Genomic DNA, 13663 nt, shown 5'->3' with positions numbered 1-13663 from the left:
CAAAGCGAAGGACCTTACCAGGTTGAAACGAGTCGTTGCTACGATTATCGTTCTAACATGATAAGGTCCTTCGCTTTGCTCAGGATGGCCGCCGGTCAACTTGTAGCCTGCAGCTTGTGGCTTGTAGCGCTTAAAAAGTTTAATTCTGCAGCACCAGCCGCTTGGTAGAAACCACTTTATCGTTCTGGAGCAGGCTGTAGAAGTACATGCCGGAAGGCAGATCGGCTAGGTTCAGGGCCATGCCACGGTCGGCAGCTTCGGGGCGCAGGGCCACGGTGCGCACCTCTCGGCCGATGATGTTGCTCAGGCGCAGGCGGTACTCGGTGCCGACTGCAAACTGACTCATCGAGAGCGTAACCAGCCCGTGGGCGGGGTTAGGAGCCAGCGAAAATGTGGGCGTCAGCATGCGGGCGGCCAGCGTGGGCACTCCGGCGGCCGGCGCCTGCCCCGAGGGTACAACGGGCGGCGCATAGCCAACGGCGGCCAGCAGCGGCAGCTGCCACAGGAGCAGGAATAAAAAGGTAAAAAAGCGGGGGGTAAATTTCATGACATTCGGGGAGGCGTAGGGGAGGAGGCGGCTGGCTGCGGCCGGATAAAGTACGTTTCGGGCAGCCAGAGCCGCAATTTGCAACTACCGTGCCCACCCGGTGGCCGGCTGGCAGTTGAGCAGTAGATACGCGTTGGATGCAGGAGGTTGCCCGCAGTTTAACGTTTCAGATTCGAAGATACGTAAATAGTTGACTTGTAGCCTGCTGACTGCCCAAAAATAATCGGGCGGCGGTGCTTGAGGGCCGTAGCGGACCAGCGGGTAAAGCTCCGGGCTACAGGTAGCGGATTTGCTTCAGGTCAAAATGGCGCACCTGCCCGCCGGTTTCCAGCGCCAGCCGGCCGGCCTCATCCAGCCCCACAATGCGGCCGCGCAGGCGCTGGCCGTCGGCTTCATAATCGTGCACTTCTTCAAAACGGTAAAGCACGGCCAGGTACTCGGTGCGCAGCTCGCGTACCCGGCCGGCGCGCAGCTGCAGGTAGCGGCGCTCCAGGCTTTCGAGCAGGCGCTCGGCCAGCGGGGCCAGCTGGTAAACCCGGCCCGTCAGGCAGCTAAGCGAGGTGGCCGTGGGCAGTCCGAACTGCTGCTGGTTGACGTTGAGGCCGATTCCGACGATGCTGTGCTGAATTTTTGGGCCGCTCAGCGTGTTCTCGATGAGAATGCCGCCCAGTTTCTGCTGGCCGTAGTACAGGTCGTTGGGCCACTTCACCCGGAGCGCGGGCGTGGGGCCCAGCAGGGTGCTCAGCCAGTCGTGCAGGGCCAGGGCCACGGCCTGGCTGAGCAGGAACTGGTCGGCGGCGGGCAGAAACGTGGGCTTCCAGACCACCGACAGCGTCAGGTTTTCGCCGGGCGCGGCCTCCCACTGGTTGCCGCGCTGGCCCCGGCCGGCAGTCTGTTTGTCGGTAATCACGCAGCAGCCATCCGTGGCCCGGTTTTGGCCTGCCAGTAGCTGCGCCTCCGAGTTCGTGGAAGCGCATTCGGGCAGCCAGACAAGCTGTTGGCCCGTGAAGAGCGTTTGGGGGGAAAGTGCCGCCATCTGTTTTTCGTACTTTGTGCTAGTCAAACCTACCAAGACCTTATGAAAAGTACCTCAGTTCGACAGGATTCGGACAAGTTGGCAGAAGTTGTCGTTCGCGGCATGCAGGAGAAAAAGGCGTCCGATATCGTGGTGCTCAACCTCAAAGAACTTAAAAATGCCGTAGCGGATTACTTCGTTATCTGCTCGGCTTCTTCCGATACCCAGATCGAGGCCATTGCCCGTTCGGTGGAAGAAGAAGTGGAAAAACTCACCGGCCAGAACCCCTGGCAGACCGAGGGCCGCACCAACCGTGAGTGGGTGCTGCTCGACTACGTGGATGTGGTGGTACACGTTTTCCTGCGCGACCGGCGCCAGTTCTACGCGCTCGAAGAGCTGTGGGGCGACGCCGACATCACCCACGTGGAAGAAGAAGCGTCGGCCACGGCAAACTAAACGGTGGGTATCGGTGTCCTTAGCCTGGCATTGGGTGACTGGCATTGCGTGACTGGATAAGGGCCGCTGGTATTTGTGCCCGGCGTCCGTCATCTTACGGCGCAATGCAAGCTATTCACTGCTAACCCTCAAATACTTACTTAGCAATTCATGTCTGATACGACGCCCAAAAAGAAAAAATCCCCCCTGCCTACCCCCGGTCCCAAGCCTGGTATGCAGTTGTGGGTACTCTCCGGGTTGGTGGCGCTCATCCTCGGGATGGTCTATTTCTCCGGCGGTAGCCGGTTGGTAGAAATCAAGCAGCGCGATTTTGAGCAGATGCTCACGGCCGGCGACGTGTCGGATGTGGCGCTGGTTAACGACCGGGAGGTGCAGGTAACCCTTAAAAAGGAGGCCCTGCAGAAGCCCGAATACAGTAAACGCCTCACTACCCAGCGCAGCCCCCTGGCCCTGCCGGGTGCCGGCGTGTCGGCCAACGGCCCGCAATTCGCGTTCCGGGTGGTAGAGGGCAAAGTGTTCAAAGAGGACCTCGACAAGCTGCAGGCCAATTTGCCGACTGACCGGCAGGTTGGTCTCAAGGTATCGGAGGAGCGTGGCTTTGGCGACTTCCTCGGCACCTGGGGCTTCATGATTCTGCTCTTCGTGGGCTTCTGGTTCCTGATGCGCCGCATGAGTGGCGCCGGCGGGCCCGGTGGCCAGATTTTCAACATCGGTAAGAGCCGCGCTGCCCTTTTTGACGGCGGCGACAAGGTGAAAATCACGTTTAAAGATGTGGCTGGCCTCGAAGAAGCCAAGGAAGAGGTGGAGGAAATCGTGGAGTTCCTCAAGAATCCCTCGAAGTTCACCGTACTCGGCGGCAAAATTCCGAAAGGAGCGCTGCTGGTCGGTCCTCCCGGCACGGGCAAGACTTTGCTGGCCAAAGCCGTAGCCGGCGAAGCCGACGTGCCGTTCTTCTCGCTCTCGGGCTCCGACTTCGTCGAAATGTTCGTGGGTGTGGGCGCGGCCCGGGTGCGCGACCTGTTCAAGCAGGCCAAGCTCAAGGCCCCCTGCATCATCTTCATTGATGAGATTGACGCCATCGGCCGGAGCCGGAGCCGCGGCAATACGCCCGGCGGCAACGACGAGCGCGAAAACACGCTCAACTCGCTGCTGGTGGAAATGGACGGCTTCGGTACTGACTCCGGCGTTATTATCCTGGCGGCTACCAACCGTCCCGATACGCTCGACTCGGCCCTGCTGCGTCCCGGCCGCTTCGACCGCCAGATCAGCATCGACAAGCCCGACATCAACGGTCGCACCCAGATCTTCAGCGTCCACCTCAAGCCCCTCACCCTGGGTCCCGATGTGGATGACCGCAAGCTGGCGGCCATGACGCCCGGTTTTGCCGGTGCCGAAATTGCCAACGTCTGCAATGAAGCTGCCCTCATTGCCGCCCGCCGCGACAAGAAGATGGTGACCATGCAGGACTTCACCGACGCCGTTGACCGCGTGATTGGCGGCCTGGAAAAGAAAAACAAAATCATCAGCCCCGGCGAGAAGCGCATTGTGGCCTACCACGAAGCCGGCCACGCCGTAGCCGGCTGGTTCCTGGAGCACGCCGACCCGTTGGTGAAGGTGAGCATCGTGCCCCGCGGCGTGGCCGCGCTGGGCTACGCGCAGTACCTGCCCCGCGAGCAGTTCCTCTATAACACCGAGCAGCTCATGGACGAAATGTGCATGACGCTGGGCGGCCGCGCCGCCGAAGAGCTGGTGTTCGGCAAGATTTCGACCGGTGCCCTGAGCGACCTGGAGCGCATCACCAAAACGGCCTACAGCATCGTCACGATGTACGGCATGAACGAGAAGCTGGGCAACGTGTCGTTCTACGACTCGAAGGGTCAGGATCAGTACGGCTTCAATAAGCCGTATTCGGAGTCTACCTCGCAGATGATTGACGAGGAAGTGCGCACTATAGTCGCGCAGGCTTACACCCGCACCAAAGAGCTGCTGACTGAGCGCCGCCACGAGCTGGAGGTGATTGCCAAGGAGTTGCTGGAGAAAGAAGTGTTGCTCCAGGACGACCTGCAGCGCCTGGTGGGCCCGCGCCCCTACGACACCCAAACCAGCTACCAGGCCCATATGGCCGGCACCGACCGCTCGGAAACCCTGAGCGAGCGGAAGCAGGAGCACCCGCTGCCCCTGGGCAACGACCTGCCCGACCTGAACCTGCCCGGTATGGACCAGGGCAACGAAGGAAACGGCAGCTCGCCTACCGAGCCGAGCGGCTCAGCCGTAACGCCAGTGTAGTTGCCAGCCAGTTCTGCATAAAAAAAGCCCGCCAAATGGCGGGCTTTTTTTATGCAGAACTGGCTGAAAAAGGGCATCCGGTTGCCGGGCTAAGCTTTACTGTACCAGCAATTCCTTTACTACAATGGTATCGGCCGAGCTGGCATTTAGGGTCAGCATGTCGCTAATGTTCCAGCTGAGGGTTATTGTCTGGTTACCGGTGGGCTTGTGGGCCGACGAAATATAGACCCAACGCTTGGTTCCTTTAGGCTGGTCGGCCAGTGAGAAGGGTTTGGTTTCCTTGCCTCCTTTGGTATCGGCATAATTTATTTTGCCGGTCAGCAGAGTGCCACGGCCTTTCTGGGCATCTTCCTGAGTGGCCGCTATACCGAAACGAGCGGCGGTAGCGGGTTCGGCCGAGTAGCCATTCATGCCTAGCTGGAGGCTCACTGGTACCGCAGGGGTAACGGGCGCTATCGACGGCTCCGAATCATCACAGCTGCTGAGGGCTACGCAACCCAGCGCCAGCAGTAGGCTGCCAACACCTGGCAATAGATTTTTCATGTGTTATATAGTAAGAGTGAAAGTGCTAAAGGTAAGCAAACAGTAACACGCCAGCCAATATCAGTGGTTCGCCCGCTCCCGCAAAAAGTGCTGAAACGCGCTCAGGTTACGGGCTTTTTCGAAGCCCTGGCGGGCAAGTGCCGCCCGCAGGCCGGGCAGCAGCTCCTGTAGCCAGCTGTGAAAATCGGCTTCGGTAACCGGGTGTTGCTGGGAGGCCGGCGCAGTCGGGGAAGTATGGCTGACGGCAGGCGAGTGTTGCATGGCGAAGTTAAGGATGGAAGGTTGGCGGCGGAAATACCAAAAAGATGCCATTGTCAACCTAGGAAGTTACAGCTCAGCTTATTGCCTGCGGGCAATGTGGCCTGCGGACCTTCAAAGGCACTTCGCCGCTGCCGGGCAGCGGGTATAAGCCCGAATTTTATAAACCGCGGCGGGGGGGGCAGGGTCCGGAAGCAGCACCGGTTGCCAGGCTGGGAAAAAGGACAGTCGTAGGTTCATTTTGAGAAGCCCCCGGATTTTCAGCCTGCCAAAACCCGCGTACCTTTGCCGCATGGCCGAAAGCTCCCGTGACCTCATCCTAAGCCGCATCCGCGAGGCCCTGCGCACACCCGGTCCGGCCCCCGCGCCCCGGCCCGACTTCGCGGCCCCGCTGCATCCGCGCCCCGCCCAGGGCGACGACCTAGCCGTGGCCTTTGCCCAGAGCTTCGTGCGGGTGGGCGGCGCGTTCTACTACTGCGAGTCGGAGGAGCACTTCTACGACCAGTTGTTTCTGTATAAGAAGGAACAGCAGCTGGAACATTTGTATGTGTGGGAGCCCGAGCTGAAGAAACTGCTGCACGCCGGCGACCTGGTTTTCCGGGGCGACGAGGAGGGCTTTCGGGAGCATGCCGACGCGGGCCTGACGAGCTGCGAGGCCCTGGTGGCCCGCACCGGCAGCATCCTGGTGTCGGGGGCTACGGGCAGCGGCCGGCGCCTGAGCATCTACCCCGACCAGCACCTGGTGCTGGCCCGCACCTCGCAGGTGGTAGCCGACATCGGCGACGCGCTGCAGCTGATGCAGACCAAATACGGCCCCGGCAAGCTGCCCTCGATGGTTTCGCTGACCTCGGGACCGAGCCGCACGGCCGATATCGAAAAAACACTGGTGCTCGGAGCCCACGGTCCGCGCCGCCTCGCACTCTTTCTACTGGATGACGCGCCCGATCCAACTGCCTGATTTGGCGCTGCCGCCCGGCCGCCGGGTATACTTCGCCTCCGATTTCCACCTGGGTGCCCCCGACGCCGCCCGCTCGCGCGAGCGGGAGCAGCGCATTGTGCGCTGGCTCGACGAGGTGGCCCGCGACGCGGCGGCCATTTACCTGCTGGGCGACATCTTCGATTTCTGGTTTGAGTACCGCCACGCCATTCCGCGGGGCTTTACGCGCCTGCAGGGCAAGCTGGCCGAGCTGACCGATGCGGGCCTGCCCGTCACGTTCTTCACCGGCAACCACGATATGTGGATGTTCGACTACTTCACTCAGGAGCTGAATATCCCGATTCTGCGCCACCCCGTCAGCCAGCGCATCGGCGGGCACCAGTTCCATATCGGCCACGGCGACGGGCTGGGGCCGGGCGACCACACCTATAAGTTGCTGAAGAAAGTATTCGCCTCGCCCGTGGCCCAGTGGCTGTTTGCGCGGCTGCATCCCAACTTCGGCATCGGGCTGGCCAACCGCTGGAGCCGCCACAGCCGCCTGCAGAACGGCCCCTCCGACGACCACTTCCTGGGCGACGACGAGTGGCTGCTTTCCTACTGCCGCGAAATGCAGCAGCAGTTTCCGCACGAATACTACGTGTTCGGCCACCGCCACCTGCCCCTCGACGTAGCAGTAGCCCCCGGCAGCCGCTACGTCAACCTCGGCGAATGGGTCAATTATTGCACCTACGGCGTGTATGATGGGCAGCAACTGGCGTTACGGGAATATGGAGCGGCAGAAAGGTAAAGGCACGTCATGCAGAGCGGCGCGAAGCATCTGGCGTGCTGACGTTGCAAAACCACTTACAGCGTCAGCACGCCAGATGCTTCGCGCCGCTCTGCATGACGTGCCTTTCTATAATAATATTCGTCTCCTCCTCCTCTCACTGCTCACTTCTCACCTCTCCCTTCCGGCAAACGCCCAAACCACGGCCCCGCCGGCCGGCTCGGTGGCGCCGGCGGGGCAGGCCGCGCCCGTGGTAAGCATGCCGCCCGACACGGCCGGCGTGGCCCGCGGCTGGCAGCTGGTGCGCAGCGTGGCGCTGCCCCAGCCGGGCGCGGCCTCGCTCGACCGGCGCGGCAACTTCTACGTAACCGACCGCCAGAACAACCTGCGCCAGTTCGGCCCCGATGGGCAGGCGCTGAACGTGTACGCCCCACCGCTGCCCGGCCACGTGATGCAGGTAGAAGCCTGGAACACGGCCAAAATCCTGGTTTTCTACGACGACCGCCAGCAGGTGCTGCTGCTCGACCGGTTTCTGTCGCCCATCAGCGAGCTGCCGCTGCCCCAGCTGCTCGACGGGCAGGCCCGCGTCGTCACGCTGGCCCCCGACGACCGGTACTGGCTGTTTAACGAGTCGGACCTGACGCTGCGGCAGTTTGATGCCGGCCAGAAGCGGTTCACCATCACCACGCCGCTCGATATCCTGATTGGCCGCTCGCGGCCCGATTTCCGGTTTCTGCGCGAGTACCAGAACAACTTGTACCTCGTGGATAGGGTGGGGGGCGTGTACGTGTTCGACAACCTGGGCAACTTCCGCAAGAAGCTGCCGCTGCCGGGCCTGAGCTACGTGGGCTTCCGCGGCGACGAGCTGTACTACCTGGGGCCGGCCGGCGAGCTGCGCTTTTTTCATCTCTACCACCTCACCGAGCGCGCCCGGCCGCTGCCCATAACCGGGGTGCAGCAGGTGCTGGTCAGCGACCAGTACGCCTACCTGCTGACGGAGGCCGGCGTGCAGGTGTACAAAATACCGGGCAGATAGTGCCCCGGGCCGGTGCCGGCTGCGCGGGGGCGGCACTGACAGTTTGAGCGTAAGCGCTTTGGGCGTAGCCAGGCGGCCGGCTTTTTCCTGCGAGGTAGATAATTGGGCGCGGAAGCCGATGGTATTTCTGGCTATATTTGGAAGTGGCTGCTTCGGTGGCCGCCGTCCCGTTCGCCGCCTACTCCGCCCCGCCACAACCACGCTTCTATGCCAACTACTCCGCTCCGCCGCGTCGGGGGCTTTTTGCTGTTCACGCTGCTGAGCGCTACTTTTTCTTTTCAGGCTAATGCCCAGACCCCGGCCCGGCCCGGCCCGCCCGCCGCCCGGCTGGCCCCCGGCCTGGTGCAAACGGCCGGCCCCGGAGCTGCCCGGCTGCTGCGGGTGAGCGTGACCGACGAAGCGGCGTTCCGGCAGTGGCTGGCCCGCACCCGGCCCGGCGCCGAGGCCGAGGCCGAACCGCGCCAGAAGGGCCTGTTGCGGGTGCGCGGCGTTGGGCCGGCCGTGCTGGCCGACTGCCCGCTGGTGAAGTTTGTGCAGGTTGCCGACCGCCTGGCCCGGCCCGAGCGGGAGCTGGGCGGGCTCGATTTCGGGGTGAACAAAGTGACGGCCCTGCACGCGCGCTACCCCACGCTCACGGGGCAGGGCCTCACGGTATCGGTGAAGGAAAGCCCGCTGGATGTGGCCGACCTCGATTTTAAAGGACGGCTGCTGGAGCCCGGCCCGCTGGGCCCGATGCTCAACTCGCACTCCACCATCATGGCCACCATCATCGCCGGGGCCGGCAATACCTCGCCCGACGGCCGCGGCGTGGCCTGGCGGGCGCGCATCGCCCAGGCCAGCTACGACAACCTGCTGCCCGACGACGGCGCGCAGCTCGCGGCCCGGAGCGTGTCGGTCCAAAACCACTCCTATGGGGTAGAGGTGGAGAATTTCTACGGCCTCGAAGCCCGCGCCTACGACCAGCAGGCCCGCCAGTACCCCACGCTGCTGCACGTGTTTTCGAGCGGCAACTCGGGCCAGCTGCCGGCTCCGGCCGGTCCCTACGCCGGCCTCGACAGTCTGGCCAACCTCACCGGGGAGTTCAAAAACGCCAAAAACAGCCTTAGCGTGGGCGTTACCGACGCCTTTGGCCTGGTGAACCCCCGCAGCTCCCGCGGCCCGGCCGCCGACGGCCGCCTCAAGCCCGAGCTGGTGGCCTACGGGGCCGGCGGCTCCTCCGATGCGGCGGCGCTGGTGTCGGGCATCAGTTTGCTGGTGCAGCAGGCCCACCAGCAGCGGCGCGGCACCTTGCCCACCGCCGCGCTGGTGCGGGCCGCGCTGCTGAATTCGGCCGACGATGTGGGCCGGCCCCAGGTCGATTTTGTGGCCGGCTACGGCCAGGCCGATGCGCTGGGCGCCGTGCAGACGGTGCTCGACGGGCGGTTTGTGGAAGGCACGGCCACTGCCGGCCAGGAGCGGGTGTTTCCGCTGACGGTGCCCGCCGGCGTGCACCGCCTGAAAATTACGCTGGCCTGGACCGACCCCGAGGCCGCCGCCAATGCCGCCCCGGCCCTAGTCAACGACCTCGACCTGACCCTGCGCCGCCCCGCCACCAACCAGACCTGGCTGCCCTGGACGCTGAGCGCCTACCCGCACCGCGACTCGCTGGCCCGCCCCGCCCGCCGCCGCCCCAACCACCGCGACAATGCCGAGCAAATAACCCTCGATGTGCCCGTGGCCGGCACCTACGAGCTGCGGGTGCGCGGCTTCGCCGTGCCCCAGGGGCCGCAGGCGTTCAGCGTGGCCTACGAGTTCGAGTCGGGCCTGAGCTGGGTGGCGCCCACCAAAGCGCGGGGCCTGGAGGCCGGTGCGGCCGGCCAGCTGCTGCGCTGGCAGTGGGCGGGCCCGGCCACTACGGCCCGGCTCGAATACAAGCCCACGGGCCAGACCGCCTGGACGGTGCTGAGTGCCAGCGTGAATCTGGCCGATAAACTCTACCGCTGGACGGCGCCCGATGCCACCCGGCCCGGCCAGCTGCGGCTGGTAGCCGGGGCCACCACGGCCCTGTCCGACACGTTTTTCGTGGCCCGGCCGCTGGCCCTGACCGTGGCCTACAGCTGCCCGCAGGAAGCATTGCTGACCTGGCGACGGGTGCCGGGTGCCACCCAGTACCAGGTGTATGCCCTCGGCACCAGCCACCTGGAGCCCCTGCGCCGCCTCTCCGATACAACGCTGCTGCTGACTACGGCCGAAACGGCCGCCCGCTACTTCGCCGTGGCCCCGGTTGTGGCCGGCCGCACCGGCCCGCGCGGAGCCACCGAAGATGTGCTGCAGGAAGACCACGGCTGCTACGTGCGCTCCTTCGCGCCCCGCCTGCTGGTCACCGATTCGGTGCGCTTCGACCTGGCGCTGGGTTCCATCTACCGGCTGCGGGCCGTGGCGCTGGAGCGGCAGCAGCCCGATGGCAGCTTCCTCGAAATCAGCAGCCTGAGTCCGGTGCCTGGTTTGGCACTGGAACTGGCCGACCCGGCCGCTCCGGCCGGCTATTCGCAGTACCGGGCCCGGCTCACGCTCATCAGCGGCGCGGCCGTGTACAGCCAGCCCGAGCGGGTATTCCGCGTGAGCGAGGCGCCGCAGGTGGTGGTGTACCCGGTGCCCTTGCCGGCCGGTGAGCCCCTGCGCATTGTGCTGCCCCCCACCGAAGCCGCCGATGTGCGCCTGTTCGACCTGACGGGCCGGCTGCTACGCACCGAAGTGGCCGAAGTGGGCGTCATCAAGCGCATTGCCACCGATGCGCTCCGCCCCGGCACCTACCTGTTGCGCATCCGCCTGCACTCCGGCCCCGAAATAACCCGCCGCGTAACAGTGCTCTGACTTGTGAGCTGGTAGCTGAGAGCTACTGGCTGTTAGCTTCCGTTCAGAAAAAGATGGACAGTATATACAAAACAAGGCCCCGTACTCAACCGAGTACGGGGCCTTGTTCGTTTCTGAGCTAACAGCTAACAGCTAACAGCTAACAGCTAACAGCTAACAGCTAACAGCTAACAGATACTAGTACACGTAGTTGAGGGCCGTGCGGTCGTTGGCGGTGAAGGGACGGTCGCCGGTTGAACCGATGCAGGCCAGCATCCACGAGTTGGGGTCGGCGCCGGAAGGCGTGCCGGGGATGAGGATAGCGCCGATGCCGCTGGCGCCTTCGTTGGAGGCTGCCCCGCCGCAGCTGTAGGCGCGGTTGAAGTAGTCGGTGTGGCGGAAGCCGATGCAGTGGCCGATTTCGTGGGCCATGATGGTGGCCACGTTGTTGATGCTACGGCCGCCGATTACGCTCGGAGCCAGCTTAAAGCCGGGCGCAGGGTTACCGTTGGAGGGGAAACCGCCCGACTGCCCCAGTACGCCGGGGCCCAGGTTGGCCGAGTACGTGATGGGCAGATCGGCCGTGCCCGAGGTGATGCGGCGCAGGGTGATGCGCAGGCCCAGCGCATTGTAGCGGCGAATGGCCTCATCGGCAGCCTGCACGTAGCCGTTCGGAAACTGGCTCGACACGCTCACCGTCAGCACCCGCGGCAGGCGGCCTACGAGGTTGGTGGTGCGGTACTGCTCGTCCTGGCCCACGCGCAGCAGGTTCTGCTCGGGCTGGCTGGCCAGCATCTCGTTGGTCAGCAGAATGTCGCCTTCCACAACTACGCCCTCAGCCGTCTTCATGGCGCCGGCGGCAGTGAAGCCCAGCGTTTTAATCTGGTTGATGGTTGCCTCCGATACCTGGTCTTTGACCGTCACATTGTCTTTTTCCTGGCACGACGAGAGACCAAGGCCGGTAGCGGCTAGCAGCGCCAGCGAAGCAAGTAGGTTGTTTTTCTTCATGGTGTTTGGTTGTAGAAGGGTAGGATGGTGGAACAATGTGACAAACGTAGCTTTTTATTGATGATATTTCAAAATAAAGCGTCTTTGATTGTCAGAATTATATACATTGGACTATGTTGATATACATTGCATAAACAGCGCTAAGCGTCCCGTCTAATAGAATTAAAGGGCTTTATGTGGATTGTATGAAGAAAAAGAAAGTTACCCGTTCTTCACTTTTCCAATACCTGCCGGGTCGCCAGGGCCGGGTTGAGCCGCCCCGGCTATTTGGCTATCTTTGTCGATAACCCATTTCGTGCCGTTGGCTGACTGGCCGCGGACTTACCTATATAGATTCTCCAAGCTGTGGCTTGTTCCTCCTGTTCTTCCGGCGGCGGCGGCTGCTCCACTACCACTTCGGGCTGCGGCTCGAAGGGTAGCTGCAGCAGCGGCTGTACCCGCCTCAATGTATTCGACTGGCTCCAGGATCTGGACATGCCCAGCGACTTTAAAGAGTTTGACATCGTCGAAGTCCGCTTCAAGGGTGGCCGCAAAGACTTTTTCCGCAACCAGAGCCGCCTGCCCCTCATCACCGGCGACGCCATTGTGGTGGAGGCGGCCGGCAGCGGCTGGCACCTGGGCCACGTTTCGCTCAAGGGCGAGCTGGTACGGCTGCAGATGAAAAAGAAAAAAGTGCCCCTCGACTCCAAGGACATCCGCCCCATTCTGCGGGTGGCCACCGACGACGATGCCGAGCGCTGGCAGGCCGTGCGCGACCTCGAAACGGGCACCATGTTCCGGGCCCGCGCCGTGGTCGAGGAGCTGCGCCTGCGCATGAAGCTCTCCGACGTGGAGTACCAGGCCGACCGCACCCGCGCCACGTTCTTCTACTCGGCCGACGACCGGGTAGACTTCCGCGACCTGATCCGGCGGCTGGCCGATGAGTTTCGGGTGCGGGTGGAAATGCGCCAGATTTCGCTGCGCCACGAAGCCGGCCGCCTCGGGGGCATCGGCAGCTGCGGCCGCGAGCTGTGCTGCTCCACCTGGCTTTCCGATTTCAAGAGCGTGAGCACCACCGCCGCCCGCTACCAGAACCTGAGTCTGAACCCGGCCAAGCTGTCGGGCCAGTGCGGCCGCCTCAAATGCTGCCTCAACTACGAGCTCGATACCTACCTTGATGCCCTCAAGGACATTCCGCAGGTGCAGCGCCCGCTGCTCACCGAGAAGGGCGAGTACACGCTGCAGAAAACCGACATCTTCCGCCGCAAAATGTGGTTTGCCGTGCGCGGCGACAACAACTGGGTGGTGCTGCCCGTGGAGCGCGTGCGCGAGGTGCTGGAAATGAACAAGCGCGGCGAAAAGCCCGATACCATCCTCGTGCCGGTGCGGGAGGAGGAGCGCGCGCCCGAGGTAACGGCCATCGTGGAAGGCTCGCTCGAACGCCTGGACGATAAAATCACGTCTTCATCAGCCAAGCGCCCCAAGCGCGGCAAAAGGAAGCCCACCGAGGAGGCCCCGCCCGCGGTCCGCCCGCCCCGGGCGGCCCGGCCCACCGAGCGGCCCGCCCGGCCCGCCGCGCCCGATGATGGCACCGATGCGCCGGCTCCAGCCAAAACCGGCGGACCTACCGAAGCAGGCGAAGCCGCCGAGGAACGTACCCGGCCCCGTGGCGCTGCCGCCAAGCCCCTCAACCGCCGCTCCGGCCGTGGCCGGGGTGGCGAAAGCCGCAGTGGCGAAGGCCGCGGCGAAAACCGGCGCGGTGCCGGCCGGCCGTCCCCCGAAGGCGGCGCGCCCGATGCCGCCCGCCCCGCCCGCGAAGGCGGCCGCCCGCCCCGAAATACCGGCTCTGCTGAAGGTGCGCCTGATGGCGGCCGGCCCGAGGGCGGCGAAGGCCGGGGCTCCGAGCGCCGGGGCCGCTCGGGCAGCCGCCGCACGGGCCGCTCGTCGGGCCGCGGGGGCAGCGCCGAAGGCAGCACTCCGCCTCCCGCCGATTCCTGATA

The 13663-nt window shown here is 64.0% G+C and carries 12 protein-coding genes; 7 read left to right on the top strand and 5 right to left on the bottom strand.

The window, feature by feature from the left end:
• Positions 1-139: 139 nt before the first annotated feature.
• Positions 140-547 (bottom strand): T9SS type A sorting domain-containing protein, encoded by a 408-nt coding sequence (locus BMY67_RS13405; protein WP_092772394.1) that lies wholly within the window; start codon positions 545-547, stop codon positions 140-142.
• Between the two features lie 274 nt (positions 548-821).
• Positions 822-1583 carry a biotin--[acetyl-CoA-carboxylase] ligase gene (locus BMY67_RS13400; RefSeq protein WP_177189826.1) on the bottom strand — a complete coding sequence of 254 codons (762 nt, stop codon included), beginning with the start codon at positions 1581-1583 and terminating at the stop codon, positions 822-824.
• Between the two features lie 42 nt (positions 1584-1625).
• Between BMY67_RS13400 and rsfS the strand changes: the two genes are divergently transcribed.
• Positions 1626-2018, top strand: coding sequence for a ribosome silencing factor (gene rsfS / locus BMY67_RS13395; RefSeq protein ID WP_092772390.1), 393 nt, complete (start codon positions 1626-1628; stop codon positions 2016-2018).
• Positions 2019-2168: 150 nt separating this feature from the next.
• Entirely contained in the window at positions 2169-4304 is a 2136-nt protein-coding gene (gene ftsH, locus BMY67_RS13390) for an ATP-dependent zinc metalloprotease FtsH (protein ID WP_092772388.1), read from the top strand.
• A 96-nt stretch (positions 4305-4400) separates the two neighbouring features.
• On the opposite strand, the gene BMY67_RS13385 is transcribed toward ftsH, so the two are convergent.
• Both BMY67_RS13385 and BMY67_RS13380 read right to left on the bottom strand, forming a co-directional pair.
• Positions 4401-4733, bottom strand: coding sequence for a hypothetical protein (locus BMY67_RS13385; RefSeq protein WP_143069825.1), 333 nt, complete (start codon positions 4731-4733; stop codon positions 4401-4403).
• Positions 4734-4907: 174 nt separating this feature from the next.
• Entirely contained in the window at positions 4908-5108 is a 201-nt protein-coding gene (locus BMY67_RS13380) for a hypothetical protein (RefSeq protein WP_092772384.1), read from the bottom strand.
• Positions 5109-5397: 289 nt separating this feature from the next.
• Between BMY67_RS13380 and BMY67_RS13375 the strand changes: the two genes are divergently transcribed.
• The 4 genes from BMY67_RS13375 (at position 5398) to BMY67_RS13360 (ending at position 10697) form a co-directional block, all read left to right on the top strand.
• Positions 5398-6063, top strand: a complete 666-nt coding sequence (locus BMY67_RS13375) for a LutC/YkgG family protein (protein WP_092772382.1) — start codon at positions 5398-5400, stop codon at positions 6061-6063.
• Positions 6038-6829, top strand: coding sequence for a UDP-2,3-diacylglucosamine diphosphatase (locus BMY67_RS13370; protein ID WP_092772380.1), 792 nt, complete (start codon positions 6038-6040; stop codon positions 6827-6829). Before BMY67_RS13375 ends, BMY67_RS13370 begins: the two co-directional genes overlap by 26 nt.
• 76 nt (positions 6830-6905) lie before the next feature.
• On the top strand, positions 6906-7844 hold the full coding sequence (locus BMY67_RS13365; RefSeq protein ID WP_143069824.1) for a hypothetical protein: 939 nt from the start codon (positions 6906-6908) through the stop codon (positions 7842-7844).
• 207 nt (positions 7845-8051) lie between these two features.
• Complete coding sequence (locus tag BMY67_RS13360; RefSeq protein ID WP_092772376.1) at positions 8052-10697, top strand: S8 family serine peptidase; 2646 nt, start codon at positions 8052-8054, stop codon at positions 10695-10697.
• Positions 10698-10874: 177 nt separating this feature from the next.
• On the opposite strand, the gene BMY67_RS13355 is transcribed toward BMY67_RS13360, so the two are convergent.
• Complete coding sequence (locus BMY67_RS13355) at positions 10875-11684, bottom strand: M57 family metalloprotease (protein WP_092772374.1); 810 nt, start codon at positions 11682-11684, stop codon at positions 10875-10877.
• A gap of 345 nt (positions 11685-12029) precedes the next feature.
• On the opposite strand from BMY67_RS13355, the gene ricT reads away from it, so the two are divergent.
• Entirely contained in the window at positions 12030-13661 is a 1632-nt protein-coding gene (ricT, locus tag BMY67_RS13350; protein WP_245745046.1) for a PSP1 domain-containing protein, read from the top strand.
• Positions 13662-13663 lie beyond the last annotated feature (2 nt).

The organism is Hymenobacter actinosclerus, assembly GCF_900111515.1.
Classification (GTDB): Bacteria; Bacteroidota; Bacteroidia; order Cytophagales; family Hymenobacteraceae; genus Hymenobacter; species Hymenobacter actinosclerus.
The sequence above is the reverse complement of the archived record's forward strand: the minus strand, read 5'-3'. Positions and strand labels throughout refer to the sequence as shown.